We start from the raw sequence: 25,211 nt of genomic DNA on the forward strand, positions 1-25,211 counted from the left end.
CCGGCCGCTCACCCCTCCGCGTCCCGTTCGGCAACCGCTCGTCGCCGCCCCGTGGCCTGTCCTACTGTCGGTCGCATGACCAAACCGCTCGTCGCCCTGCTCACCGGTGCCGGCATCAGCACGGACTCCGGGATCCCGGACTACCGCGGGCCGAACGGGCTGTGGCGGCGGGATCCCGAGGCCGAGAAGCTCGTCACGTACGAGTACTACATGGGCGATGCCGAGATCCGCCGCCGCTCCTGGCTGATGCGGCGCGAGACGGGGGCGCTGCGGGCCGAGCCCAACGCCGCGCACCGGGCGGTGGCGGAACTGGAGCGGTCCGGGGTGCCGGTGCGGGTGATCACGCAGAACGTGGACGGGCTGCACCAGCTCGCCGGGATGCCGGCCCGCAAGGTGTTCGAGCTGCACGGGTCGGCCCGCGGTGTCGTGTGCACCGGCTGCCACGCCCGCGGTCCGATGGCGGACGCGCTGGCCCGGGTCGAGGCCGGTGAGGAGGACCCGCCGTGCCTGGAGTGCGGCGGGATCCTGAAGCCGGCGACGGTGGTGTTCGGTGAGCGGCTCGACCCCGTCGTCCTCGGTGAGGCAGCCGCCGTCAGCAAGGCCTGCCAGGTCTTCGTCGCCGTCGGCACGAGCCTTCAGGTACAGCCCGCCGCCGGTCTCGCCGGTGTGGCCGCCGACCACGGCGCCCGTCTGGTCATCGTCAACGCCGAGCCGACCCCGTACGACGACCGTGCCGACGAGATCGTCCGCGATCCCATCGGCACGGCGCTGCCGGAGCTGCTGCGGGGCCTCGTGGGCACCCCCTAGAACAAGGCCGCGCCCCGCTGGAACAAGGCCGCCCCGCGCTCGAAGTCCAGCAGGCGCTGCTTGCGTTCCAGGCCACCGCCGTAGCCGGTCAGGCTGCCGTTGGCGCCGATGACGCGGTGGCAGGGGACGATGATGCCGATGGGGTTGCGGCCGTTGGCGAGGCCGACCGCGCGGGAGGCGGTGGGGGTGCCGAGGGTGTCGGCGAGCCGGCCGTAGGTGCGGGTTTCGCCGTAGGGGATGCGGCGCAGTTCCTCCCAGACGGCGCGCTGGAACGGGGTGCCGGTCAGGCGCAGTTCGACGGTGAACTCCTCGAGCTCGCCCGCGAAGTAGGCCTTCAGCTGCTCCTCCGTCTCCGCGAAGAGGGTGTCGTCGCGGGTGCCGAAGGTCTCCTGCTGCGGGCGGTGGCGCTGGTCGGTCATGTAGAGGCCGCACAGGACGCCGTCCTCGGCGACGAGGGTGAGCGGGCCGTACGGGCTGTCGGTCACGGTGTGCTGCTTCATCGGACGTCCCTATACCGGAAGGAAGTTGATCGGGTGGCTGTCGGTCGCCCAGAGGTACTGGGCCGCGTAGGCCCGCCAGGGGCGCCAGGCGGCGGCGCGTGCGGTGAGCGCGGCGGGTGTGGACGGCAGGCCCAGTTCCCGGGCGGCGCGGCGGATGCCGAGGTCGGTGGGGAGGAAGGCGTCGGGGTCGCCCAGGGCCCGCATGGCGATGACGTCCACCGTCCAGGGGCCGAAGCCGGGCAGCGCGAGGAGCTGGGCGCGGGTCTGCGGCCAGTCGCTCTCGACGCCGAGGCGCAGCTCGCCGTCGGCGAGCCGGTGGACCAGCGTGGTGAAGGTGGTGCGGCGGGTGCGGGGCATCGCCAGCGACTCGGGGTCCAGCGCCGCGAGGGCCTCGGGGGCCGGGAAGAGGTGGGTGAGGCCGCCCTCGGGGTCCTCGACCGGTTCGCCGTGCGCGGTGACCAGGCGGGCCGCGTGGGTGCGCGCGGCGGCCGTGGAGACCTGCTGCCCGAGCACGGCCCGGACGGCGAACTCGGCCTCGTCGACCGTGCGCGGCACGCGCCGGCCGGGCGCCTTGTCGACCAGTGGTGCGAGGACCGGGTCGGTGCGGAGCTGGTCGTCGATGGCGACGGGGTCGGCGTCCAGGTCGAGCAGGCGGCGGCAGCGGCTGATGGCGACGGTCAGATCGCGCAGGTCGCTGAGGGTGAGGCGGCAGGCGATGTGGTCCGGGTTCGGGGTGAGGGCCGCGATGCCGTGGCCGTACGGCAGGCGCAGGGTGCGGCGGTAGGAGCCGTCGCGCCACTCCTCCACCCCGGGTACGGCCGTCGCGGCGAGGTGGCCGAAGAGGTTGTCGGGGTTGAGCGGGGCGCGGAACGGCAACCGCAGGGAGAGCGCTCCGGGGGTGCCGGCGCCCTGCCGTTTCGGGGCGCGGGCGCGCAGCTCGCTCGGGGGCAGGGCGAAGACCTCGCGGACCGTGTCGTTGAAGGTGCGGATCGAGGCGAAGCCGGCGGCGAAGGCGATCTGCGCCATGGGCAGGGCGGTCGTCTCGATGAGCAGCCGGGCCGTCTGGGCGCGCTGGGCGCGGGCGAGCGCGAGGGGGCCCGCGCCCAGCTCGGCGAGGAGCTGCCGCTCGACCTGCCGGGTGCTGTAGCCGAGCCGTCCGGCGAGGCCGGGCACGCCCTCGCGGTCCACGACGCCGTCGGCGATCAGCCGCATGGCGCGGGCCACGAGGTCGGCTCGCTGGTTCCACTGCGGGGAGCCGGGGCTGGTGTCGGGCCGACAGCGCTTGCAGGCCCGGAACCCGGCCTGCTGACAGGCCGCCGCGCTGGGGTGGAAGACCATGTTCTCCGGCTTGGGCGGCACCACCGGGCAGCTGGGACGGCAGTAGATGCCGGTGGTCAGGACGGCCGTGAAGAACCAGCCGTCGAACCGCGCGTCCTTGGACCGGACGGCGCGTACGCAGCGCTCGGTGTCGGTGTGCATCCCCATCTGCATGGGTCCAGCATCCGGCACGGGACGGTGCGGGGCTGGCGAGAATCCGACATCGACGTGCCCCTCCCCGCCGCCGGACCGGTATAGATGAAGATTCATTCATGTGTTCGCACGGGGCCGGTACGATGACGGCATGGGTCATGGAGCCGTCACCCCCGTGCAGGAAGCCGCCGAGCGCGTACGCCTGGACGCGGACAACGTCGCGAAGGTAGCCACCACGCTCCAGGCCCTGTCCACGCCCTCCCGGCTGCTGATCCTGGCGCGGCTGCGCGAAGGCCCGCTGCCGGCCACGGAGTTGGCCGCCGAGGTGGGCATGGAGCAGTCGGCCTGCTCGCACCAGCTGCGGCTGCTGCGCAATCTGGGCCTGGTCGTGGGCGAGCGGCGGGGCCGTTCAGTGGTCTACGCGCTGCACGACCATCATGTCGCCGAGCTGCTCGACCAGGCCGTGTACCACGTGGAGCATCTGCGGCTGGGCATCAGCGACGCCGCCGACTGAGGCGGCGCCGCTGATCCGCCGCTCGCGCTATGCGGTGGCGGTCGGCCGTCGCGAGGCCGCCATCGCCTCGCTCACGCGCGTGAGCGGACGCAGCCGGTAGGTGTACGCGTAGTCGCGACTCGCGGGCAGCTTGAACTCGTCGTGCGTGTGCGCGCCCCAGCTGTTGTCACCGCCGACGCCCATCTGGCGGTGGTTGAGCCGCAGGACCACCGCGTCCCTCGGGGTGAGCTGGTAGTCGTGCCGGGCCCCGACGGACAGGTCCTCGGGGGTGAAGTGCGAGGCGTTGACCTCCAGCAGCGGCTCACCGGTCACGAGCAGTCCGCGCCCCCTGCCGTCGGTCAGCGCGGCCCACCGCACATCGGTCTTGTTGCCGTTCTCCTGGGGGCGCAGGTAGGGGGTCCACTGCCCGGAGACGGTGCCGGAGTGCAGGCCCACGTCGGTGGCGTTGTTGCGGTCCCACATGTTCTCCTCGGGACCCCGGCCGTAGTAGTGCAGCCGGTCCAGGCTCCGCGGCAGGAACAGCAGGGTGCCGACCTCCGGGATGTACGGCAGGCCGGCCGCGCCCGGGTGCAGGGTGTTGTCGACCTTGATCTCGCCGTTGCCGAAGACCGTGTAGGTCGTGCTGTACGTCGACTCGGTTGCGGTGGGCAGCGTGCCGGTGACGGTGACCTCGACGGCCCGGTCGTCGAGGGGCCGTACCCGCACGTCGGTGATCTCCCGCTTCGCTCCGGCGTCGCGCCACGTCTGGTTGCGGGTGTGCTGGCCGTTGCCGCGGTCGTTGTCGGTGGGCGCCCGCCAGAAGTTCGGGACGGGGCCGCAGGTGAGGAGACGGGTGCCGCCCGCCTCGTAGGACGTGATGGTCCCGGTGCCCTTGTCGACGGTGACGGCGAAGCCCCTGCCCTTCACGCTGACGGTCTTGTCCCCGTCGGTGTGGCTCAGGGCGGGCACGCCGCGCAGGGGCGCGGGCTTCACGGCCGGGCTGCCCGCGTCGAGGGCGAGTTGCTGCTTGGCCACCTCGAAACCGGCCTTGGCCCACGGGGTGGCTTCCTTGGTGGTGAAGGAGAGCTGGAGGAAGTACTCCGTGCCGGGCGCGGGCTTCGCCGGGAGCCGCACCGGGATCCTGATGTCCTTGCTGCCGAGCGGGGCGACGTTGAGCTGGTCGCGGGTCAGCCGGCCGCGCTGGACGACCTCGCCGTCGGCGAGGAGGGACCAACGGCCTCCGAACTCGCGGAGGTTGGTGAACAGGTACTCGTTGGTGAGGGTGACGGCACCGGGGCCGCCGGAGGCTGCGGTGGCGTTGACGGCCTGGTAGATCTGCTTGACCTCGGCGGACTTGCCGGTGAGGGTGCGGTCGGGCAGGAGGAGGCCGTCGGCGGCGAAGGCACCGTCGTTGGGGTTGTCGCCCCAGTCGCCGCCGTAGGCGTGGAACGTCTTGTCGCGCGAACGCTTCTCGGTGAAGCCGGCGGTGGCGGCGTCGAACCAGAAGCGCACGCCCTCGTCGCCCGGCGTGCGGGTGTCCGAGGCCAGTTCGGCGGCACCGAGCGCGCGGGCGTACACGCGGGCCCGGCGGATGGTGCCGCTGAACTCCCGGGTCGGATTGTCGATGTCGGTGGCGAGCGACAGGGACGCGGTGTTGTTCGCGGGGCGCCGGGTGGTCGTCCTGGTGCCGCGCACCTGGCCGTCGACATACAGGGTGAGCGTGCCCGCGTCCGCGTCGAAGACGCCGGCGATGTGGTGCTCCTCGCCCCTCCAGCCGTCGGGCAGCGCCCAGCTCGCGGTGACCCACTGACCGCCGCCGTGGATGAAGAACTCCAGGTTCTCGTCCGTCTGCTTGAGGGCGTACTGGGTGTCGCCCTTGGCGAGGATCGGCTGGTGGAAGCCGGTCACGTGCGGGGTGACCCAGGCCTCCAGTGTGAGGGAGCCCGTGAGGTCGAGGCCGGCGTCGCGGGGGAAGACGGTGCCGCCGGAGACGCCCTTGGCCCGGTCGAAGGTGCCGGCGGGCGCCATGACCTCGCCGCGCAGCGCGCCCGGGCCGGACTCGGTCAGCAGCTTGCGCGACGGCGTGGGCCAGGCCAGCGCCTGGTCGACGAAATCCCAGATCCAGCCGCCCTGGAGGACGTCGTAGCGCCGGACGACGTCCCAGTACTTCTTGAAGTTGCCGCTGGAGTTCCCCATCGCGTGGGAGTACTCGATCATCACGTACGGCCGGGTGTCGCCGGTGTCCTTGGCGCGCTGCTCGACCCGCTGCGGGCTGTCGTACATCTCGGAGCGGATGTCGCTGACGCCCGGCCGGTCGTCGCCCTCGTACTGGATGACGCGGGTGGAGTCGTAGGAGCGGATCCAGTCGTGCATGGCGTTGAAGGTGGTACCGCCGCCCGCCTCGTTGCCGAGCGACCAGATGACCACCGAGGCGTGGTTCTTGTCGCGGTGGACCATGTTCTGGGCGCGGACCACGCACGCCTCGGTCCACTCCGGGTGGCCGCTGCCGGGGAACTTGTCGCGGATGCCGTGGGTCTCGAGGTTGGTCTCGCCGACGAGGTACAGGCCGTACTCGTCGGCGAGTTCGAGCCAGAGCGGGTTGTTGGGGTAGTGCGAGGTGCGGACGCTGTTGATGTTGAGCCGCTTGATGATTCCGATGTCCTCGACCATCTGCGCGCGGGTGAGCGCCGAGCCGGTGACCGGGTGCATCTCGTGCCGGTTGGTGCCGCGGAAGGAGACCGGTTTGCCGTTGATGCGCATCAGGCCGTCCTTGAGCGCGAACTCACGGAAGCCGACCCGGTGCGAGAGGGTCTCGACCACCTTGCCGGCCGGGTCGCGCAGGCGGAGCACGGCGGTGTAGAGGTTCGGGTGCTCGGCCGACCACAGCTTCGGCGAGGGGACGGCTCTGGACGCCTCGACGGTGACCTCGTCGCCGTCGGGGACGTCGACGGGCCGGTTCAGGGGCCGCGACCAGACCTCGTGGCCGCGCGCGTCGTACAGCCGGGTCTCGACGGTGTAGCGGCCGGCGCCCTTGCCGCCGTAGTCGCGGACGTGCGCGGTGACCTTGAGTTCGGCGGTGGTGTAGCCGTCGCCGAGGGGGGTGTCCAGGCGGAAGTCGCGCAGGTGCACGCTCGGCGTGGAGTAGAGGTGGACCGAACGGAAGATGCCGCTCAGCCGGATCATGTCCTGGTCCTCCAGCCACTCCGCGTCGGAGTAGCGGTACACCTCGACGGCGATCTGGTTGGTGCCCGGCTTGAGATGGGGCGTGATGTCGTACTCGGCGGAGGTGTAGGAGTCCTCGTGGTAGCCCACCAGTTCGCCGTTGATCCACACGTAGTGGGCGGACTTGACGCCCTCGAAGTGCAGGAAGGTGCGGCGGCCGGACCAGCTGCGGGGCACGGTGAACGTGCGGCGGTACTGGCCGACGGGGTTGTAGCGGGTCGGGGCGGCCGGCGGCTGGGCGTCCTCGCCACCGCCGTTGGGACCCCACCAGGGGTAGGTGATGTTGACGTAGATCGGGAAGTCGTAGCCGTGCATCTGCCAGGCCGAGGGCACGGGGATGGTGTCCCAGCCGGAGTCGTCGACGTCGGTGCCGTGGAAGTCCTTGTCCCGGTCGTCGGGACGGTCCGCGTAGGCGAACTTCCAGGTGCCGTCGAGGCTCAGCCGGTACGGCGAGCGCTCGCGGTCGCCCTTCAGGGCCTGTCCGAGGTCCGCGTAGGGCATGAGGGTGGTGTGCGGCGGCTCGGTGCCGACCCGGTAGACGCTCAGGCCGTCGTTCCACTCGGGCGGGCCGTCCGCCGCCGGGCGCCGGCCGGCCGCGTGCGCCGCGGCGGGCGACGCGGACAGGGCGAGCGCGCCGAGCACGGCGGCTCCTGACTCCAGCAGTCGGCGACGGCTGACGACCGGCCGGTCGGCGGGAGAGGGGTGCGGGTGCGGGTACGGCATGACCGTGGCCTTCCTCGGTTCGACAGGGTGCTGCACGGACTGAGGGCACGTCAGAGGGGATCCCCAACCGCCCATCCGTGATGGGCTGTTCTGTTGGGACACGTGCAACTGACGGTGACTGAGCAACTGCTGAGCAGGCACACCCTAGGACTCGAACACAATCGAAGCAATGACCCCGTCGGACTTTGTGCGGTCCTGATGGTTCCCCGGTGCCGGACGGGTTCTCAGGCCGTGAGGAAGGCGAGCAGCTCGCTCGTCAGCCGGGCGGGCGCGTCCAGCGGGACGAGATGCCCGGCCTCCGGGACGGGCACCAGCCGCGCCCCCGGGATCAGCGCGGCGAGCTCCTGTCCCCTGGCGAACGGGATCCAGGTGTCCTCGGTGCCCCAGCAGACCGTGACGGGCAGGTCGATCGACGGGTAGAGCGGCTGGATCTCGTCGGTGTAGCGCTGGTCGGCCTGCGCGATCTGCCGGTAGAAGGCGGCCCGGCCCTCTTCGGTCGTCCACGGCCCGACCAGCGCGTCGAGCGTGGCGGGGCGCAGACCGGCATGGCTCGCGGAGGAGACGTACTCGCGCACCAGGGCCTCGTGGAGCGCCGCCGGAAGCTGTTCGAAGACCCGGCTGTGCTCCCCGACCAGGCGGAAGAAGGGGGAACCCCAGGGCCGCAGGGCCACCGGATCGACCAGGGCGAGCCGCCGGTAGCGGGCCCCGTGCAGGAGGTGGGCCCGCAGTGCCACGCAACCGCCGAAGTCGTGCGCGATCACGGACGGCTCCCGAAGCCCCCAGTGCGCGAGCAGCTCGGTGAGGATCCCGCCCTGGGCGCCCAGTGAGACGTCCTGGCCGGGGTGCATGGCGGAGGCGCCGTAACCGGGCATGTCCCAGACGTGCACCTGATACCCGACCGCGGCGAGGGCGGAGGCGATCTCGTGCCACACGTACGACGAGAAGGGCGTCCCGTGCAGCAGCACGACCGGCTCGCCGTCCGGCTCGCCGATCCGGTCCCAGCGCACGGCCCCCGACGCGGTGACCAGGCTCTCCCGCAAGGTCCAGTCCTCCAAGACGCCACTCCCTCCCGCCACGGGCACCGACCCGCGGTTTTTTGTCATTTCGGCGCGACAGTGCCGCTCCTCCGACCGTAATGTGACCTTATCGGACAGCCCGCGCAACAGATCATGGCGGTACCTTTTGCCGCGCCGGAAGGAGCGGCTCGCATGAACGGGTATGCGACCTCGGACCGCGACGCCGTCACGGCCGCGCCCGGCGGGCTGCTGGATCTGCTGAAGGTCGCGGCGGTGGTCCTGGACGCCGGCGGGCACATCGCGCTGTGGAGCCCGGAGATCGAGCAGCTGCTGGGCTGGACCGCGGAGGAGGCCCTGCGCCGACGCGCCGACACCCTCCTGGTCTCCCCCGAGAACCGGCCCCGGGGCAGGGAGCTGTTCGCCCAGGTCAGTACGGGTGCCCGCTGGGCCGGTGTCTTTCCGCTGCGGCACCGCGACGGCACGGAACGCGCCGTGGAGTTCCGCACGATGCGCCTCCGCGACCCCGAGGGGCAGCCCCACCTGCTGGGACTCGCCACGGACGCGACGACCGTACGGCAGGTCGAGCGCGACCTCGCCCTCTCGCACAGCCTCGTCAACCAGACCCCGCTCGGCATCGCCGTCTTCGACAACGACCTGCGCTGGGTCGGGGTCAACCCCGCGCTGGAGCGGATCAACGGCCTGCCCGAGGAGGCGGTGCTGGGGCGCCGGGTCGGGGAGGTGCTGCCCGACCTCGATGTGGGGGCCATCGAGGCCCGGATGCGGCACGTCCTGGAGACCGGCGCGTCCCTGCTCGACCAGCAGACCGTCGGGCGGACGGCGGCGGACGCGCAGGACCGCGCCTACTCGGAGTCCTACCACCGCATCGAGGACACCGACGGCCGGGTGCTCGGGCTCGCGATGGCCGTCCTGGACGTCACCGAGCGCCAGCAGGCCGCCGCCGAGGTCGCGCAGGCACGCCAGCACCTGTCGGTGATCGCCGACGCGGGCATGAAGATCGGCACCACGCTGGACCTCCAGCAGACGGCCCGGGAGCTGGCCGACGTGGTCGTGCCGCACCTCGCGGACCTGGCCGCCGTGGACGTCCTGGAGTCGGTCGTGGCCCGCGGCACCATCACGCCCGTGTCGGGCGGCGCACCGGCCGAGTTCCGGGCGCTGGCCGTCGCGTCCGGCTACCCCACCGACGCCATCCACGCCGCCGACCCGGTGGGCGAGCTGGCCACGTACGGCTCGTCGCGGATCATCACGCAGTGTGTGCGCAGCGCCCGCCCGGTCCTGATCGAGCGCGTGGACGGCAAGATGCTGCGGCGGCTGGCCAGGGACTCCCGGGCCGCCCAGGCCCTGCACGAGGCCGGCGCCCACTCCTACCTGGCGCTGCCGCTGGTGGCCCGGGGCAAGGTGCTCGGCACGCTCTCGCTGTACCGCACGGTCAACGAGCGCCCCTTCGACGACCGGGACCAGGTGCTCGCCTCGGAACTCGCCGCCCGCGCCGCGATCTGCATAGACAACGCCCGCCTCTACGGCCGTGAGCGCGGCACCGCCCTCACCCTGCAGCGCAGCCTGCTGCCGAGCACGCCCGCCGAGCGGGAGGGGCTGGACATCGCCGCCCGCTACCGCCCGGCCCTCAGCGAGGTCGGCGGCGACTGGTACGACGTGCTGCCGCTGGGCCCGGGGCGCACCGGGCTGGTCGTCGGGGACGTCATGGGCAAGGGCGTCCAGGCCGCGGCGATCATGGGGCAGCTGAGCACGGCGACGCGGGCGCTGGCCCGGCTGGACCTGCCGCCCGCCCAGCTGCTGCGGCACCTCGACGACATCGCCGGCTCCCTCGGCGACGCGATCGCCACCTGCGTGTACGCGGTGTGCGATCTGCGCCGCGGCACCTGCGAGCTGTCCAGCGCCGGGCATCTGCCGCCGGTGCTCGCCGGGGCGGACGGCCGGGCCGCGCTGGTCGAGGTGCCGGGCGGGGTCCCGCTCGGGGTCGGCGGCGTGGAGTTCGGCACGGTGGAGGTGGAACTCGCCCCCGGTTCCCTGCTCGCCCTGTACACGGACGGGCTGGTCGAGACCCGTGGCGAGTCGATCGACACCGGCCTGGACACCCTGACCCGGCTGCTCGGGAACGCGGGGCCCAGCCTGCAGCGCGCCAGCGACAGCCTGCTCAGCGCGCTGAGCCCGGAACCGGACGACGACGTCGCCCTGCTGCTGGTCCGCACCCGCGCCTGAGCCCGGTGACCGAGGGCGCGGCGAGGCCGTGCCCGGCCCTTGCGGGCGGGGCACGGCCTGCGGGCTCTCAGACGTCGCCCTTCTTCACGGTGCACAGGGCCCAGATGATGAACGCGGTCATCGCAATCATCACCACGGACCAGACCGGGTAGGAGGGCAGAGAGAGGAAGTTGGCGATGAGGACGAGTCCGGCGATCCCCACGCCGAGGACGCGCGCCCAGGTGGAGGCCTGGAACAGCCCCAGGCTGATGAGCACGGCGACCACGCCCAGGGCGAGGTGGATCCAGCCCCAGCCGGTGGTGTCGAAGGCGAAGACGTAGTTGGGGGTCGCGACGAAGACCTCGTCCTCGGCGATCGCCGAGATGCCGCGCATGATGCCGAGAATTCCGGCGAGCATGAGCATCACGGCCGCGAAGATCATCAGGCCTGCGGCGGCGGTTCCGTGCCTCGTCCTCGATGTCCCGTGCGTCGGGTGTGTGGCGGTCATCCTGATCCTCGATTCTGCTGAGTCCGGCGCGGTCAGCGACCGGAGGTGGGGGTACCGGCGGCCGGGGCGCCCGATGCCCCGGAGCCGCTGAGCACCAGTTCCTTCGCCCTTCGGAACTCCTCGTCCGTGATGTCGCCACGGGAACGGATCTCGGACAGCCTGGCGAGCTCGTCGACGCTGCTGGACCGGTCCTCGCCGCCCCGGGCGGTCTCCCTGATGTAGCTGTCGAAGGCCTGCTGCTGGGCACGGGCCCGGTCCGTCTCCCGGCGGCCCATGTTCCGGCCACGGGCGACGACGTAGACGAACACGCCCAGGAAGGGCAGCACGACGCAGAAGACCAGCCAGCCGGCCTTGGCCCCGCCGCTCAGGGAATCGTCGCGGAAGATGTCGAGGACCACCCGGAAGAGCAGGACGAACCACATGATCCAGAGGAAGAACCACAGCATCGACCAGAAGGCGCTCAGCAGCGGAAAGTCGTACGCCAGGTAGTTCTGCGCGCTCATGTCAGTCCTCCGTCCCGGGCGCACGCCCGGCAGTCGTCCCCGTCTGCACCAGCGTGCCCGGGCCGGAGCCGGGCTGCCTCACCCGTGGCGGGTGATCCGTATGGGGCGCCCGGACGCTGAGGTGGTAGGGCAAGCCTTGTGGGACGACGCCCCGGCACCGGGGCGGGACCGAGACCGGAAGACACGCGATGGACGATCCAGCGGAGGTTCCCGGCCGGCGGCCGGAGCGTCGCCGGCGGGCGGCGGTCACGGCCCTCGTACGCGCCGCGCTCATCGCGGCCGGGCTCGTCACGGTCTACTACGTGCTGCCCCTGGACGGGCGCGGCACGAGCGGCGATTCGGTACTGCTGGCCTGCGGTCTGCTGCTGGTGATCGTGGTCTTCTGGTGGGAGGTGCGGGCCGTGGTGACCTCGCCCTACCCCCGGCTGAAGGCCGTCGAGACCCTGGCCACGACGCTGGCGCTGTTCCTGCTGCTCTTCGCGGGCACCTACTTCCTGCTGGAGCACACCACCCCTGGCTCGTTCAGCGAGCCGTTGACCAAGACGGACTCCCTGTACTTCACGCTCACCACGTTCACCACCGTCGGCTACGGCGACATCACGGCCCGCTCCCAGACCGGGCGGGTGCTGACGATGGTGCAGATGGCGGGCGGGCTCATGCTGGTGGGCGTGGCGGCGCGAGTCCTCGCCGGCGCGGTGCAGGCGGGGCTGCGCCGGCAGGGCCGGGAGCCCTCGGACGACTTCCCCTCGCGGCCGGAGCGCTGAACCATGACCGTACCTAGTCCCTTCACCACCTTCATGTCACCGGCCGAGCGGGCCGCCGCGGGCCGGAACGCCCGGCGGCGGGTGCCGCGTTCCTCACACGCCGGGTTCGAGGCGGGGCCTGACCGTTTCGACCCCGTCGAGGTGGTGGAGCGCCAGTCCGCCACCCGTGTACCGGAGTTGGTGCCGATCCGCTACGGCCGCATGCTGGAGTCCCCGTTCCGCTTCTACCGCGGCGCGGCGGCGATCATGGCGGCGGATCTCGGGGCCACCACCGACACCGGGCTGCGGGTGCAGCTGTGCGGGGACGCCCATCTGCTGAACTTCCGGCTGCTGGCCTCGCCGGAGCGCCATCTGGTCTTCGACATCAACGACTTCGACGAGACGCTGGCCGGGCCGTTCGAGTGGGACGTCAAACGGCTCGCGGCCAGCTTCGCCATCGCGGGCCGCGCCAACGACTTCTCGGCGGCGGAGCAGAACAGCGCGGTGGAGACGTGCGTCAAGGCCTACCGGCGGCGGATGCGGGACTTCGCCGGGATGCGCACTCTGGACATCTGGTACGCCCAGGACGACGCCGACCACATACGGGAGCTGATGGCCGCGTCGATGTCCAAGGAGGCGCGGCGCCGCACCATGAAGGCCACGGCGAAGGCGCGGACCCGCACCCATATGCAGGCCTACGAGAAGCTCACCCGGGACACGGCCGTGGGGCGGCGGATCACACCGGACCCGCCGCTGATCACCCCGCTGCGGGACCTGCTGGAGGACGACTCGGCGCACTTCCGGGAGAAGGAGCTGCGGGCCGTCCTGGAGGGCTACGCCCGGACTCTGTCGTCCGAGCGGCGCCACCTGCTGCGCCGCTACCGCCTGGTGGACATCGCCCGCAAGGTGGTGGGGGTCGGCAGTGTCGGCACCCGCTGCTGGATCGTGCTGCTGCTCGGCCGGGACGACGACGATCCGCTGCTGCTCCAGGCCAAGGAGGCGCAGGAGTCGGTGCTCGCCGCCCACTGCGGCGGCGACCGCTACGACAATCAGGGCCGGCGCGTGGTGGCGGGGCAGCGATTGATCCAGACGACCAGCGACATCCTGCTGGGCTGGACGCACGCGGTGGGCCTCGACGGGCACGAGCGGGACTTCTACGTCCGGCAGCTGCGGGACTGGAAGGGCATCGCCCGGCCGGAGACCATGGACCCCGGCCTGCTCCGGTTGTTCGCGCGGCTGTGCGGTGCGAGCCTGGCGCGGGCCCACGCCCGCTCCGGCGATCCCGTCGCCATCGCCGCCTACCTGGGCGGCGGCGACCGCTTCGACCGGGCGCTCACCGTGTTCGCCCAGGCGTACGCCGACCAGAACGAACGGGACTTCGAGGCACTGGGCACGGCGGCCCGCTCGGGCCGGATCCACGCGGCGACGGAGTGATCGCCCGGGACGGCGGGGCCGGCGAGGGGTCGGCATCCGTCGCCGGGACCGGCAAGGCGGGCCGGCGTCCGCCGCCGGGACCGGTGAGGTGAGCCCGCGTCCGCCGCCGGGACCGGTGAGGTGAGCCCGCGTCCGCCGCCGGGACCGGTGAGGTGAGCCCGCGTCCGCCGCCGGGACCGGTGAAGTGAGCCCGCACCCGCCGCCGGGACCGGTGAAGTGAGCCCGCACCCGCCGCCGGGACCGGTGAAGTGAGCCCGCATCCGCCGCCGGGACCGGTGAAGTGAGCCCGCATCCGCCGCCGGGACCGGTGAAGTGAGCCCGCACCCGCCGCCGGGACCGGTGAGGTGAGCCCGCGTCCGCCGCCGGTCCACGCGAGGCGCCTCCGCAGGGCGGCGGTCACCCCGCCGGCCTGGGGCACTCCGGCGGCGCGCGGCGCCCGCACGAGACGTGGCCCGTCGTCCGCCGTCCGCTCCACCACGCGTGGCGCTCGCCCCGCTCCGGGTCTCGGCGCTCCTCACCCGCGCACGGCCGGCCCGGGTCCGTAACCACCCGCGGCGGGCGATGCGTGCCGGGCGCGAGGGAGGTTCGCTGGGGTCCACGCACATCACCTACGGAGCCGCGCGGCCCGGCCGGGGCGGCTCGGAACAGGGGTATCGGCCATGTGCCGCTGGCTCGCCTACTCGGGCACTCCCGTGATCCTCGACGATGTCCTCTACCGCCCGGAGCACTCGCTGATCGACCAGAGCCTGCACGCGCGGATGGGGGTCGAGACCACCAACGGCGACGGCTTCGGCGTCGGCTGGTACGCGTGGCACCTGCGCACCCCCGCCGTCATCCGCGACACCGGCCCGGCCTGGAGCAACCGCAATCTGCGGGAGATCGCCGACCACGTCCGCTCGCCGCTGTTCTTCGCGCATGTGCGCGCCTCGACCGGCTCGGCCGTGCAGCAGACGAACTGCCATCCGTTCCGCCACGGGCGGTGGATGTGGATGCACAACGGGGCGATCGACGGATTCCACGAGCTGCGCCGGGATCTCATGCTGGCCGTGGACCCGGGGCTGTTCCCGTCGATGGAGGGCACGACGGACTCGGAGGTGATGTTCCACGTGGCGCTCACCTTCGGGCTGGACGGCGATCCGCCGGGTGCGGTGGCCCGGATGACGGGGCTCATCGAGCGCCTGGGCCACGAGCACGGGGTGCCGCAGCCGCTGCAGATGACGGTCGCGGTGAGCGACGGAGAGCGGGTGTGGTTCTTCCGCTACTCCAGCGCGGGGAAGTCGCGGTCGCTCTACTACAGCAGCCGGGTGGAGGACGTGCGGGCGCTCCACCCCGACCTGGGGTTCCTGAACCATGTCTCCGACGAGACGCGGCTGGTCGTGTCGGAGCCGCTGGGTGATCTCCCCGGTGTGTGGAACGCCGTCCCGGAGAGCACCTACGGAGTCGTCCAGCCCGGCCGGGATCTGCTGCGGCACTTCGAGCCGGAGCCCGCCTGAGCCCCCGCCGTGCCGTGGCTCAGCGCAGCTGCGCGGCGAACGCCTCGTAGGCCCGTTCGTCGAAGAGGACGAACCTGACCTCCTCGACCGTCGTGTCCGCCGCCCGTACGGTCTCGACCGCGATGCGGGATCCGTCGTCCATCGGCCAGCCGTAGACGCCGGTGGAGATCGCGGGGAACGCGACCGTACGGGCGCCGAGTTCGCCGGCGACGCGGAGCGACTCGCGGTAGCAGGACGCGAGGAGGCCGGAGCGGTCCTCGGTCGCGCTGAACACCGGGCCGACGGTGTGGACGACCCAGCGGGCGTCCAGGTCGCCGGCGGTGGTGGCGACCGCCCGGCCGGTGGGCAGGCCCTTGCCGAGGTGCGCGGCGCGGAGCCGGCGGCAGTCCTCCAGGATCGCGGGTCCGCCGCGGCGGTGGATCGCCCCGTCGACCCCTCCCCCGCCCATCAGTGAGGAGTTGGCCGCGTTGACGATCACGTCGACGCTCTCGCGGGTGATGTCGCCCCGGACCAGTTCGATGGCGGTCATGTCTGCCTCAGCCGCTTCCAGACGGCCTTCGCCGCGTTGTGCCCCGACATGCCGTGCACTCCGGGCCCCGGCGGGGTCGCCGACGAGCAGATGAAGACGGCCGGGTGCGGGGTGTTGTAGGGGAACAGGGTGGCCCTTGGGCGCAGCAGCAGCTGGAGGCCGGAGGCGGCGCCGGAGGCGATGTCCCCGCCGACGTAGTTGGCGTTGCGGGCGGCGAGTTCGGGCGGGCCCGCCGTGGCGCGGGCCAGGACGCGGTCGCGGAACCCCGGTGCGAAGCGCTCCAGTTGGCGCTCGATGGTGTCGGTGAGGTCACCGGTCCAGCCGTGCGGGACGTGCCCGTAGGCCCAGAAGACGTGCTTGCCGTCCGGGGCCCGGGTGGGGTCGACGACGCTCGGCTGGACCGTGATCAGGAACGGCCTGTCGGGGGCCCGGCCCTCCCGGGAGACCGCGCGCAGGGCGGCGCCGATCTCCGCGCTGCTCGCGCCGACCTGCACCGTGCCGGCGGCGCGGGCCTCCTTCGCGGTCCAGGGCACGGGGCCGTCGAGCGCGTAGTCGACCTTGAAGACGCCCGGCCCGTAGCGGTAGCCGGCGTAGTGGTTGCCGAAGCCGGCGATGCGGGCCAGGGCGGTGGGCGAGGTGTCGAAGACGTACGCCCGGGCCGGCGGCAGATCGTCGAGGCGCTTGACCTCGTAGTCGGTGTGGACGCTGCCGCCGAGGTCCTTCAGGTAGGCGGCGAGGGCGTCGGAGAGGGACTGGGAGCCGCCGCGGGCGACGGGCCAGCCGCGGGCGTGCGCCGCGAGGGCGAAGACCAGGCCGATCGCGCCGGTGGCGAAGCCACCGAGCGGTGCCATGACATGGGCCACGAGCCCGGAGAACAGGGCCTTGGCCGGTTCGTCGCGGAAGCGGCGCATCAGCAGTGTCGACGGGGGCAGCCCGGCCAGGCCGAAGCGGGCGAGGGTCACCGGGTCGCGGGGCAGCGCGGTCATCGGCAGGGACATGAAGTCCCGGGCGAGGGTGTCCCACTTGGGCAGGAAGGGCTCGATGAGCCTGCGGTACGCGCCGGCGTCGCGCGGGCCGAAGGAGGCGGCCGTCTCGCCGACCGTCCGGGCCAGGACGGCCGCCGTGCCGTCCGGGAAGGGATGCGCCATGGGCAGTTCGGCGTGCAGCCACTCCAGGCCGTACCGCTCGAGCGGCAGGGCGCGGAACGCCGGTGAGTTGATGGCGAGCGGGTGGGCCGCGGCGCACGGGTCGTGCCGGAAGCCGGGGAGGGTGAGCTCCTCGGTGCGGGCACCACCGCCCACGGTGCCCCGGGCCTCGAAGACGGCGACGGAGAAGCCGCGGCGGGCCAGCTCCACGGCCGCGGTCAGTCCGTTCGGCCCCGCACCCACTACGACGGCATCGAGCATCGACGGCACCTTCGGACCCCTTCGTCAGCCGACGGCCACTGGGGATCAGGATATGCCCGGAGACTGACAGTCACCGGCCGCCGGTGATTTCCGGTGTGGAAGACCGCTTTGCGGCGGCTGGAATCCGCCCGCGCACACTTTGGGTGATCACCTGTGTGCGCCACGCAACGGATCGGGTCTATGCCTCGCCCGACAGCAGGCCCACCACCCGGCGGGCCGTGGCCGCGTCGCGGGCGGCGGTGAAGGGCAGGGTGTTGCCGCCCGCGATGCGGAACGGCTCCCCCGCGAGTGTCAGGTGGGCGCCGCCGGCCTCCTCGACCAGGAGCAGACCGGCCGCGTGGTCCCAGGCGGCCTCCCAGGAGAACGCGACGGCGTCCAACTCGCCCCGGGCGATGGCCAGGTACTCCAGACCGGCCGAGCCGCACGGGCGCGGTGCCACCCCGTCGGCGCGCAGGCCGAGCAGGGCGTGCTTCTCCTCGTCCGTCGTGTAGTCGGGGTGGGAGGTGGCCACGCGCAGGTCCCGGCCGGGCTCCGGCACCCCGGCGAACAGCCGCTCCCCGTCGAGGTGGGCGCCCTTGCCCCGCCGGGCGGTGGCGAGCCGGTCGCGGGCGGGCGCGTACGTCCAGGACGCGAGCAGGGTGCCGCGGTGGGCCAGCGCGACCAGGGTGCAGAACCCGGCCTCGCCGCGCACGAACTGGCGCGTCCCGTCGACCGGGTCGACGATCCAGACCGGGGCGTGCGCGCGTATCCCCGCGTACGACGCTGGGTTGGCGTGGACCGCCTCCTCGCCGACCACGACCGAACCGGGCAGCAGGGCGGCCAGGGCCTCGGTCAGGTACAGCTCGGCCTTGCGGTCGGCGTCGGTCACCAGGTCGTGCGGGCCGCTCTTCTGGTCGACCTCGTGCGCTGCGAGCTGGCGCCAGCGCGGCATGATCTCGGTGGCGGCGGCCTTGCGGATCGCCTCTTCGACGTCGGAGGCGTGCTCTGCGAGAAACTCTTCGATGGTTTCGTTGATGTCGATCACTCCTCCATGACAACACGTGCCACTGACAACGCCCGCCCGCCGGGTGCACTCCGGGTGGCATCGCGATGAACAGCGGCCCGCCTGATCACCTGCCCACCGCGTACCCCTGCATCCCGCGCGGATTCGCCGCCGCCGACAGCACGCCCGTCTCCGGGTCCCGGGCGACCGCGCACAGCCGGCCCTCCGACCAGGGGCCGCCCACGGTCACGTCGTGGCCGCGGCGCCGCAGGTCCGCGACGACGGCCGGGTCGGTGCGGGACTCCACGGTCACGCTGCCCGGGCGCATGCCGCGCGGGTAGAAGGAGCCGGGGAAGCTGTCGTTGTGCCAGTTCGGGGCGTCGATGGCGCCCTGGAGGTCGAGGCCGCCGCGCACCCGGGCGCGCAACGCGACGGCGAGGAGGAAGTGCAGCTGCCACTGGTCCTGCTGGTCCCCGCCGGGGGTGCCGAAGGCCATGACGGGCACGCCGTCGCGCAGGGCGATCGAGGGCGTCAGGGTGGTGCGGGGGCGCCGGCCGGGGGTGAGGGAGTTCGGCAGGCCTTCCTCCAGCCAGGTCATCTGGAGCCGGGTGCCGAGCGGGAAGCCGAGTTCGGGCACGACCGGGTTGGACTGGAGCCAGCCGCCGCTGGGCGTGGCCGAGACCATGTTGCCCCAGCGGTCGACGACGTCGAGGTGGCAGGTGTCGCCACGGGTGGTCCCGTCGGCCAGGATCTCCGGCTCGCCCGGCACGGGGGACGCCGGGCTCTTGGCGACGGTCGGTTCGCCGGCGCCCAGGGCGGCGTAGCTCTCCTGGGCGCCGGCCGCCCCGCGCGCGTGCGCGCACAGCCGCGGTATGCGTCCGCCGGGGCTGCCGGGCCGCAGGCCGTTCTCGGCCCGCTCGCCGACGAGGGCGCGGCGGGCCGTGTTGTACGCGTCGGACAGCAGGTCGTCGAGGGGCACGTCGGCGGCGTCGCCGTACCAGGCCTCCCGGTCGGCCATGGCGAGCTTGCAGTTCTCGACGAGGAGGTGGACGTAGTCGGCCGAGCCGTAACGGGGCAGTTCGGGCGGGAGCAGGGCGAGTTGCTGGAGGAGGACCGGGCCCTGGCTCCAGGGGCCGGGCTTGCACACGGTCCAGCCGTTCCAGTCGTACGTCGCCGGTGTCTCGTAGGTCGCGGACCAGGTGGCGAGGTCGGCGGCCGTGAGGGTGCCGGTGTGGCGTTCTCCGCTGGTGTCCCTGGTGGGGCGACCGGCCTGGCGGACGAGGGCGTCGGCGATGAACCCGGTGCGCCAGACCTGCCGGGCGGCCTCGATCCGCGCCTCCCTGCCGCCCGCGCCGGCGGTCTCGGCGAGCAGGCGCTTCCAGGTGGCGGCGAGTGCGGGGTTGGCGAAAAGCCCGCCGGGGCGCGGTGCCTTGCCGCCGGGCAGGTAGACATCCGCCGACGAGGTCCACTCCGTCTCGAACAGCTCGCGCACGGTCTCGACGGTCTCGCCGACGCGTTCCACGGGCGCGTGTCCGTGCCCGGCGTATCCGATGGCGTACTTCAGGACGTCCTCGAGGGACCGGGTGCCGTGGTCGCGCAGCAGCAGCATCCAGGCGTCGAACGCTCCCGGGACGGCGGCGGCGAGCGGCCCGGTGCCAGGGACGAGGTCCAGGCCGAGGCCCCGGTAGTGCGCGACGGTCGCGCCGGCCGGGGCGACACCCTGCCCGCACAGCACCCGCACCTCGCCGCCGGCCGGGGCGAGCAGGATCGGCACCTCGCCGGCCGGGCCGTTGAGGTGCGGCTCGACGACGTGCAGCACGAAGGCGCCCGCCACGGCCGCGTCGTAGGCGTTGCCGTCGCTCTCCAGGACGGCCATCGCGGACTGCGAGGCGAGCCAGTGGGTGGAGGACACCATGCCGAAGGTGCCCTGGAGGGTCGGGCGGGACGTGAACATTCGGCCCTCTCATCTCTCGTCGTCGTATGCGCTCATGGGCACGCCACCCGTCCCCCTCCCCCTGCCGGAGGTCTGGCAAAACCTCGCAAGATCGCAGGCGAGCGGTCACTTCTCGGCAGGAACCACCCCAGCCCAGCGGCTACGGGCGCACCTGGCGCAAACCACCCACCGGCCGTCCAACTGGCCGAATCCGGACGGTGAACGGTGGGCCCCCGTCACCGCGCGGCCACGGAGCGAGTTCGCACTTCCGCACCACAGACACTCGTGTGACACTGTCGTTCCGTCCGCCGTGCGGACCCGCTCCGCACCTTCCGTCCCCCACGAGAAGGGCGCCGTGCGTTCCCTACCTCTGCCCCTCGCCCTGACCGCCCGTCTGTCCCCGGTGGTGGTGCTCGCCGCGGCGGGCTGGGCCCTGTCGTCCGGCCCGTTCGCCGCGCCGCAGGCCGCCGAGCACAAGCCGGCCGAGGAGAGGACCGAGAACCGGTCCGCGTCCGCCCCGTCGACGTCGACGGTGTCGAAGGCGTACCCGGCTGCGCCCGCCCCGTGCGAGAGCGTCGCCAAGAAGACGATCGAGTCGCTGGTGCCGGGCGCCAAGACGGCCGGCAAGGAGATCCCGTCCACGGACTCCAAGCTGCGCCGCACCTGCTCCTGGAACGCGCTCAAGGGGTACGACTACCGCTGGCTCGACGTGTCCTACGAGGTGATGGAGTCGGACGACGCCGCGCAGAAGTCGTACGAGTCGCACCTCGACAAGAAGAGCGGCGGCGGGGCCGTCCCCGGTCTGGGCGACAGCGCGTACTCGGTCGTGAACCTCACCACCGAGGACAAGCAGCAGACCCGCGAGGGCGTCGTGATCGCCCGGGCCTCCAACGCGCTGGTGATGATCACCTACAACGGCAGTGACTTCGAGTCGAAGACGGCGCCCAGCACGGACACGATCAACAAGGGCGCCATCAAAGCCGCGAAGGAAGCGGTGGCCGCGCTGGAGAGCGACAAGGGCTGAGCGCCCTCCAGCGCGCCGCCTGCGTCAGAGGGTGCTCCGGCCCCGCGTGGCCATCAGCACCAGGTACAGGACCATCGACGTGCCCAGGCCCACCGCCCAGCCGTAGTCGGCCAGATCGGCCAGCGCCGGGATCGGGCGGCCGTCGATCAGCGGCTTGAAGCTCGCGCCGCCGACGGCGAGGACTCCGCCGACCGCGAAGGCGACGACGGCCCGCCAGTTCCAGCCGCCCTCGTACCAGTAGCGGCCGCCCGGACGGTACAGGTCGGCGAGGTCGAGCCGGGCACGGCGCAGGATCCAGTAGTCGGCGATGAGGATGCCCGCGACGGTGCCGAGCAGGCCGCCGACCAGCCCGAGCCAGGTGAAGATGTAGCCCTGCGGGTCGGAGTACAGCTTCCACGGGAAGATCAGCACACCGAGGACGCAGGTCGCGAGGGCTCCGGCCCGGAAACTGATCCTGCGGGGCGCGATGTTGGAGAAGTCGAACGCCGGTGAGACCAGGTTGGCCGCGACGTTGACGGAGAGCGTCGCCACCAGGACGGTGACCAGCGCGAAGAGCAGACCCACCGTGCTGTCGGTCTTGGCCGCGAGCTGCACCGGGTCCCAGATGGCCTCGCCGTAGACGGCCTGGGAGCCGGAGGTGACCATCACCGACAGGAAGGCGAAGAGAGTCATGGTGGTCGGCAGGCCGAGCGCCTGGCCCCGGGTCTGCGCCTTCTGGCTCTTGCCGTAGCGGGTGAAGTCGGGGATGTTCAGCGACAGCGTGGACCAGAAGCCGATCATGCCCATCAGGGCGGGGGCGAACAGCTTCCAGAAGTCGGCGCCCCAGCCGAGCTTGGAGGGCTGGTCGAACAGCGGGCCGAAGCCGCCCGCCTTGTCGCTCATCCACCACAGCATCACGAACGCACCGACGAGCACGAAGGGCGCCGCCCAGTTCTCGAAGCGGCGGATGGTCTCCATGCCTCGGTAGATGATGACGACCTGCAGCGCCCAGAAGATCGCGAACGACAGCCACATGGTCCAGGCGTAGCCGCCGACCTTCGCCGCGTCCGTCCAGCCGGTGCCGATGAGCTTGCCGGCCAGGAAGTAGATGGCCTCGCCGCCGATCCAGGTCTGGATGCCGAACCAGCCGCACGCCACCAACGCCCGTACCACGGCGGGCAGGTTGGCGCCGCGGATGCCGAAGGAGGCCCGGGCGAAGACCGGGAAGGGTATGCCGTACTTGGGTCCGGCGTGTCCGGTGAGCAGCATCGGTATCAGCACGATGACGTTGGCCAGGGCGATGGTGAGCACCGCCTGCTTCCAGTCCATGCCGACGGCGATGAGGCCGGAGGCCAGGGTCCAGGAGGCCGTGTTGTGGGCCATGCCGACCCAGAGTGCGGAGAAGTTGTACGTGGTCCAGGTGCGCTTCTCGACCGGGACCGGCAGCAGGTCCTCGTTGGCGTAGGGGCCGGTCGGTGCGGGGGCGCCCGGGGCGATCTCCACCCGGCCGTCGGCGAGGGTGACTTGGGTGGGCGGCGGTGGGGCCGTGGGAGCGGTATCGGTCATGGGCCGGGCCAATCAGGGGAGGTGGGACGGGAAAGGCCGTGCGGGGCGCCGATGGGGGGTGCGCTCCGGGTGCGCCGGGGAGCGTCCTGGGCCCCCTTCCCGAGCCGCTGGGAAGGGGGAGTTCACAGGGGGGTGGGGCGGCGGAGGTCAGCCGCCCACGGCCGGGATCACCCGGGATCCGTAGGCCTCGATCACGGCCTCCTGCGCGTCGTGCATGGCGTAGACGGCGAACTGGTCCACGCCGAGGGCGCGCAGCGCGTCCAGCTTCTCGATGTGCTTCTCGACCGGGCCGATCAGGCAGAACCGCTCGACGATCTCGTCGGGCACGAACTGGGCGTCGGGGTTCCCGCTGCGCCCGTGGTGGGAGTAGTCGTAGCCCTCGCGGGCCTTGATGTACTCGGTGAGTTCGTCGGGGACCTGGGCGGAGTGCTCGCCGTACTTGGAGACGAGGTCGGCGACGTGGTTGCCGACCATGCCGCCGAACCAGCGGCACTGCTCGCGCGCGTGGGCGAGCGCCTCGGGCGAGTCGTCCTCGGTGACGTACGCCGGTGCGGCCACGCAGATGGTCACCTCGGCGGGGTCCCGGCCGGCGGCGACGGCCGCGTCCTTCACGGCCTTGACCATGTACTCGGTGAGGTAGAGGTCGGCCAGCTGGAGGATGAACCCGTCCGCCTCCTCACCGGCCATCTTCAGGGCCTTGGGGCCGTACGCGGCCATCCACACGGGCAGTTCGGCGCCCTCGCCGATCCACGGGAAGCGGACGACGGTGCCGCCGCCGAGGTCGGCCTCCCGTCCGCTGCCGAGGTCCCGGATGACCTTCATGGCCTCGCTGATCCGGGCCAGGGTGTTGGGCTTGCGGCCGGCCACGCGCATCGCGGAGTCACCGCGGCCGATGCCGCAGACCGTGCGGTTGCCGAACATGTCGTTGAGGGTGGCGAAGGTGGAGGCGGTGACCTCCCAGGTGCGGGTGCCCGGGTTGGTCACCATCGGCCCGACCTTCAGGGTCGTGGTGTTGGCGAGGATCTGGCTGTAGATCACGAACGGTTCCTGCCACAGCACGGCGGAGTCGAAGGTCCAGCCGTAGGTGAAGCCGTTGCGTTCCGCCCGCTTCATCAGGCTGATCACCCGCGAGGCCGGCGGGTCGGCCTGCAGCACGAGTCCGAAGTCCATCTGCGCCACTCCTAGTTGAGGTACTGACAGGTGGATCGCGGGGTGAACACGCCGTGCCCGGCGTGCCCGGTGTACTCCCGCTCGGTGATGACGGGTTCGCCGCGCGAGAGGACCGTCTCGACCCGGCCGGTGGTGCGTTTGCCCTCGTACGCCGAGTAGTCGACGTTCATGTGGTGGGTCTCGGCGGACATGACCTGCTCGGCGTGCGGGTCGTAGATGACGACGTCGGCGTCGGCGCCCGGCGCGATGGTGCCCTTCTTCGGATAGAGACCGAACATCCGGGCCGGGGTCGCGCAGGCGATCTCGATCCAGCGGCGGCGCGAGATGTGCCCGTCGACGACCGCCTGGTGGAGGAGGTCCATACGGTTCTCCACGCCCGGCAGGCCGTTGGGGATCTTGGAGAAGTCGCCGCGGCCCAGGTCCTTCTGACCGGTGAAGCAGAAGGGGCAGTGGTCGGTGGAGACGACCTGGAGGTCGTTCGTCCGCAGCCCCCGCCACAGTGCGGCCTGGTGCTCCTTCGGCCTGAGCGGGGTGCTGCACACGTACTTCGCGCCCTCGAAGTCGGGCTCGGCGAGGTTGTCGGTGGACAGGAACAGGTACTGCGGGCAGGTCTCGCCGAAGACGTTCAGTCCTTCGTCCCGGGCCCGGGCGAGCTCGGCGACCGCCTCCGTCGCCGAGACGTGCACGACGTACAGGGGCGCGCCGGCCACCTGCGCGAGTCTGATGGCGCGGTGGGTGGCCTCGGCCTCCAGCAGGGCCTTGCGGACCTCGCCGTGGTAGCGCGGGTCGGTCTCGCCCCGGGCGAGTGCCTGCTCGACCAGGACGTCGATCGCGATGCCGTTCTCGGCGTGCATCATGATCAGGCCGCCGTTGTCGGCGGAGCGCTGCATGGCGCGCAGGATCTGGCCGTCGTCGCTGTAGAAGACGCCCGGGTAGGCCATGAACTGCTTGAAGGAGGTGATGCCCTCCTCGACCAGGTGGTCCATCTCCTTGAGCGTGTGCTCGTTGACGTCGGAGACGATCATGTGGAAGCCGTAGTCGATGGCGCAGTTGCCGTCGGCCTTGGCGTGCCAGGCGTCGAGGCCCTCGCGAAGGCTGTGGCCGACGCTCTGCACGGCGAAGTCGATGATGGTCGTCGTGCCGCCCCAGGCGGCGGCGCGGGTGCCGGTCTCGAAGGTGTCGGAGGCGAAGGTACCGCCGAAGGGCAGCTCCATGTGGGTGTGGGCGTCGACGCCGCCGGGGATGACGTACTTTCCGGTGGCGTCGATGGTGCGGTCGGCCGTGAAGGCCTCTGCGGCGGGGGTGTGGGAGGTTGCGAGGGCGGCGATGCGGCCGTCCTCGATCAGGACGTCGGCGTGGATCTCGTCGGATGCGGTGATGACGAGGCCGCCGCGGATGACGGTACGGCTGCTCATGTCGTGGTCGCTCCTCGCAGTGGGTCGGTGCGGGCTGTATGTGGCTGGTCGCGCAGTTCCCCGCGCCCCCGAGGGCAC

General features: G+C 72.3%; 20 protein-coding genes. 7 read left to right on the forward strand and 13 right to left on the reverse strand.

Annotated features, from left to right (window positions below; genetic code table 11):
• Window positions 1–75 precede the first annotated feature (75 nt).
• Window positions 76–807: a Sir2 family NAD-dependent protein deacetylase gene (locus tag HDC93_RS02705; RefSeq protein ID WP_185006734.1), complete on the forward strand. Its 732-nt coding sequence runs from the start codon at window positions 76–78 to the stop codon at window positions 805–807.
• Here the strand turns inward: HDC93_RS02705 and HDC93_RS02710 are convergent.
• Together HDC93_RS02710 and HDC93_RS02715 are read right to left on the reverse strand one after the other, a co-directional pair.
• A complete protein-coding gene (locus HDC93_RS02710; protein ID WP_185006736.1) occupies window positions 804–1,307 on the reverse strand; it encodes a methylated-DNA--[protein]-cysteine S-methyltransferase in 504 nt (167 codons plus the stop codon). The genes HDC93_RS02705 and HDC93_RS02710 overlap by 4 nt on opposite strands.
• A gap of 9 nt (window positions 1,308–1,316) precedes the next feature.
• On the reverse strand, window positions 1,317–2,786 hold the full coding sequence (locus HDC93_RS02715; RefSeq protein ID WP_185006965.1) for an AlkA N-terminal domain-containing protein: 1,470 nt from the start codon (window positions 2,784–2,786) through the stop codon (window positions 1,317–1,319).
• 142 nt (window positions 2,787–2,928) lie between these two features.
• On the opposite strand from HDC93_RS02715, the gene HDC93_RS02720 reads away from it, so the two are divergent.
• Window positions 2,929–3,291, forward strand: a complete 363-nt coding sequence (locus HDC93_RS02720) for a metalloregulator ArsR/SmtB family transcription factor (protein ID WP_142157517.1) — start codon at window positions 2,929–2,931, stop codon at window positions 3,289–3,291.
• Between the two features lie 27 nt (window positions 3,292–3,318).
• Here HDC93_RS02720 and HDC93_RS02725 read toward each other — a convergent pair whose 3' ends face one another.
• Together HDC93_RS02725 and HDC93_RS02730 are read right to left on the reverse strand one after the other, a co-directional pair.
• Window positions 3,319–7,215 carry a glycoside hydrolase family 2 TIM barrel-domain containing protein gene (locus HDC93_RS02725; protein ID WP_185006738.1) on the reverse strand — a complete coding sequence of 1,299 codons (3,897 nt, stop codon included), beginning with the start codon at window positions 7,213–7,215 and terminating at the stop codon, window positions 3,319–3,321.
• Between the two features lie 224 nt (window positions 7,216–7,439).
• Window positions 7,440–8,270: an alpha/beta fold hydrolase gene (locus tag HDC93_RS02730; protein ID WP_260419355.1), complete on the reverse strand. Its 831-nt coding sequence runs from the start codon at window positions 8,268–8,270 to the stop codon at window positions 7,440–7,442.
• Between the two features lie 153 nt (window positions 8,271–8,423).
• Here HDC93_RS02730 and HDC93_RS02735 point away from each other — a divergent pair, with 153 nt between their 5' ends.
• Window positions 8,424–10,469 carry a SpoIIE family protein phosphatase gene (locus HDC93_RS02735; protein ID WP_185006742.1) on the forward strand — a complete coding sequence of 682 codons (2,046 nt, stop codon included), beginning with the start codon at window positions 8,424–8,426 and terminating at the stop codon, window positions 10,467–10,469.
• Window positions 10,470–10,536: 67 nt separating this feature from the next.
• Here HDC93_RS02735 and HDC93_RS02740 read toward each other — a convergent pair whose 3' ends face one another.
• Complete coding sequence (locus HDC93_RS02740) at window positions 10,537–10,956, reverse strand: hypothetical protein (RefSeq protein WP_185006744.1); 420 nt, start codon at window positions 10,954–10,956, stop codon at window positions 10,537–10,539.
• 32 nt (window positions 10,957–10,988) lie between these two features.
• Entirely contained in the window at window positions 10,989–11,459 is a 471-nt protein-coding gene (locus tag HDC93_RS02745; protein ID WP_185006746.1) for an SHOCT domain-containing protein, read from the reverse strand.
• Between the two features lie 188 nt (window positions 11,460–11,647).
• Here HDC93_RS02745 and HDC93_RS02750 point away from each other — a divergent pair, with 188 nt between their 5' ends.
• The 3 genes from HDC93_RS02750 to HDC93_RS02760 all read left to right on the forward strand — a co-directional run bounded on the left by HDC93_RS02750 (window position 11,648) and on the right by HDC93_RS02760 (window position 15,129).
• Complete coding sequence (locus HDC93_RS02750; RefSeq protein WP_185006748.1) at window positions 11,648–12,223, forward strand: potassium channel family protein; 576 nt, start codon at window positions 11,648–11,650, stop codon at window positions 12,221–12,223.
• Between the two features lie 3 nt (window positions 12,224–12,226).
• Entirely contained in the window at window positions 12,227–13,636 is a 1,410-nt protein-coding gene (locus HDC93_RS02755; protein WP_185006750.1) for a DUF2252 domain-containing protein, read from the forward strand.
• 659 nt (window positions 13,637–14,295) lie between these two features.
• A complete protein-coding gene (locus tag HDC93_RS02760) occupies window positions 14,296–15,129 on the forward strand; it encodes a class II glutamine amidotransferase (RefSeq protein ID WP_185006752.1) in 834 nt (277 codons plus the stop codon).
• Window positions 15,130–15,148: 19 nt separating this feature from the next.
• On the opposite strand, the gene HDC93_RS02765 is transcribed toward HDC93_RS02760, so the two are convergent.
• The 4 genes from HDC93_RS02765 to HDC93_RS02780 all read right to left on the reverse strand — a co-directional run bounded on the left by HDC93_RS02765 (window position 15,149) and on the right by HDC93_RS02780 (window position 20,000).
• Window positions 15,149–15,658, reverse strand: a complete 510-nt coding sequence (locus tag HDC93_RS02765) for an O-acetyl-ADP-ribose deacetylase (protein ID WP_185006754.1) — start codon at window positions 15,656–15,658, stop codon at window positions 15,149–15,151.
• Entirely contained in the window at window positions 15,655–17,064 is a 1,410-nt protein-coding gene (locus tag HDC93_RS02770; protein ID WP_185006756.1) for an NAD(P)/FAD-dependent oxidoreductase, read from the reverse strand. Before HDC93_RS02770 ends, HDC93_RS02765 begins: the two co-directional genes overlap by 4 nt.
• A 178-nt stretch (window positions 17,065–17,242) precedes the next feature.
• A complete protein-coding gene (locus tag HDC93_RS02775; RefSeq protein ID WP_185006758.1) occupies window positions 17,243–18,088 on the reverse strand; it encodes an inositol monophosphatase family protein in 846 nt (281 codons plus the stop codon).
• A gap of 85 nt (window positions 18,089–18,173) precedes the next feature.
• On the reverse strand, window positions 18,174–20,000 hold the full coding sequence (locus HDC93_RS02780; protein WP_185006760.1) for a gamma-glutamyltransferase family protein: 1,827 nt from the start codon (window positions 19,998–20,000) through the stop codon (window positions 18,174–18,176).
• 334 nt (window positions 20,001–20,334) lie between these two features.
• Between HDC93_RS02780 and HDC93_RS02785 the strand changes: the two genes are divergently transcribed.
• On the forward strand, window positions 20,335–21,003 hold the full coding sequence (locus HDC93_RS02785) for a hypothetical protein (protein WP_185006762.1): 669 nt from the start codon (window positions 20,335–20,337) through the stop codon (window positions 21,001–21,003).
• 24 nt (window positions 21,004–21,027) lie between these two features.
• On the opposite strand, the gene HDC93_RS02790 is transcribed toward HDC93_RS02785, so the two are convergent.
• The 3 genes from HDC93_RS02790 to hydA form a co-directional block, all read right to left on the reverse strand.
• Window positions 21,028–22,548, reverse strand: coding sequence for an NCS1 family nucleobase:cation symporter-1 (locus tag HDC93_RS02790; RefSeq protein WP_185006764.1), 1,521 nt, complete (start codon window positions 22,546–22,548; stop codon window positions 21,028–21,030).
• A gap of 147 nt (window positions 22,549–22,695) precedes the next feature.
• Entirely contained in the window at window positions 22,696–23,718 is a 1,023-nt protein-coding gene (locus tag HDC93_RS02795; RefSeq protein WP_185006766.1) for a TIGR03842 family LLM class F420-dependent oxidoreductase, read from the reverse strand.
• An 11-nt stretch (window positions 23,719–23,729) separates the two neighbouring features.
• A complete protein-coding gene (gene hydA, locus HDC93_RS02800; protein WP_185006768.1) occupies window positions 23,730–25,133 on the reverse strand; it encodes a dihydropyrimidinase in 1,404 nt (467 codons plus the stop codon).
• Window positions 25,134–25,211 lie beyond the last annotated feature (78 nt).

Origin of the sequence: Streptomyces sp. AK010 (assembly GCF_014207295.1) — a bacterium.
Taxonomy (GTDB): Bacteria; Actinomycetota; Actinomycetes; order Streptomycetales; family Streptomycetaceae; genus Streptomyces; species Streptomyces massasporeus.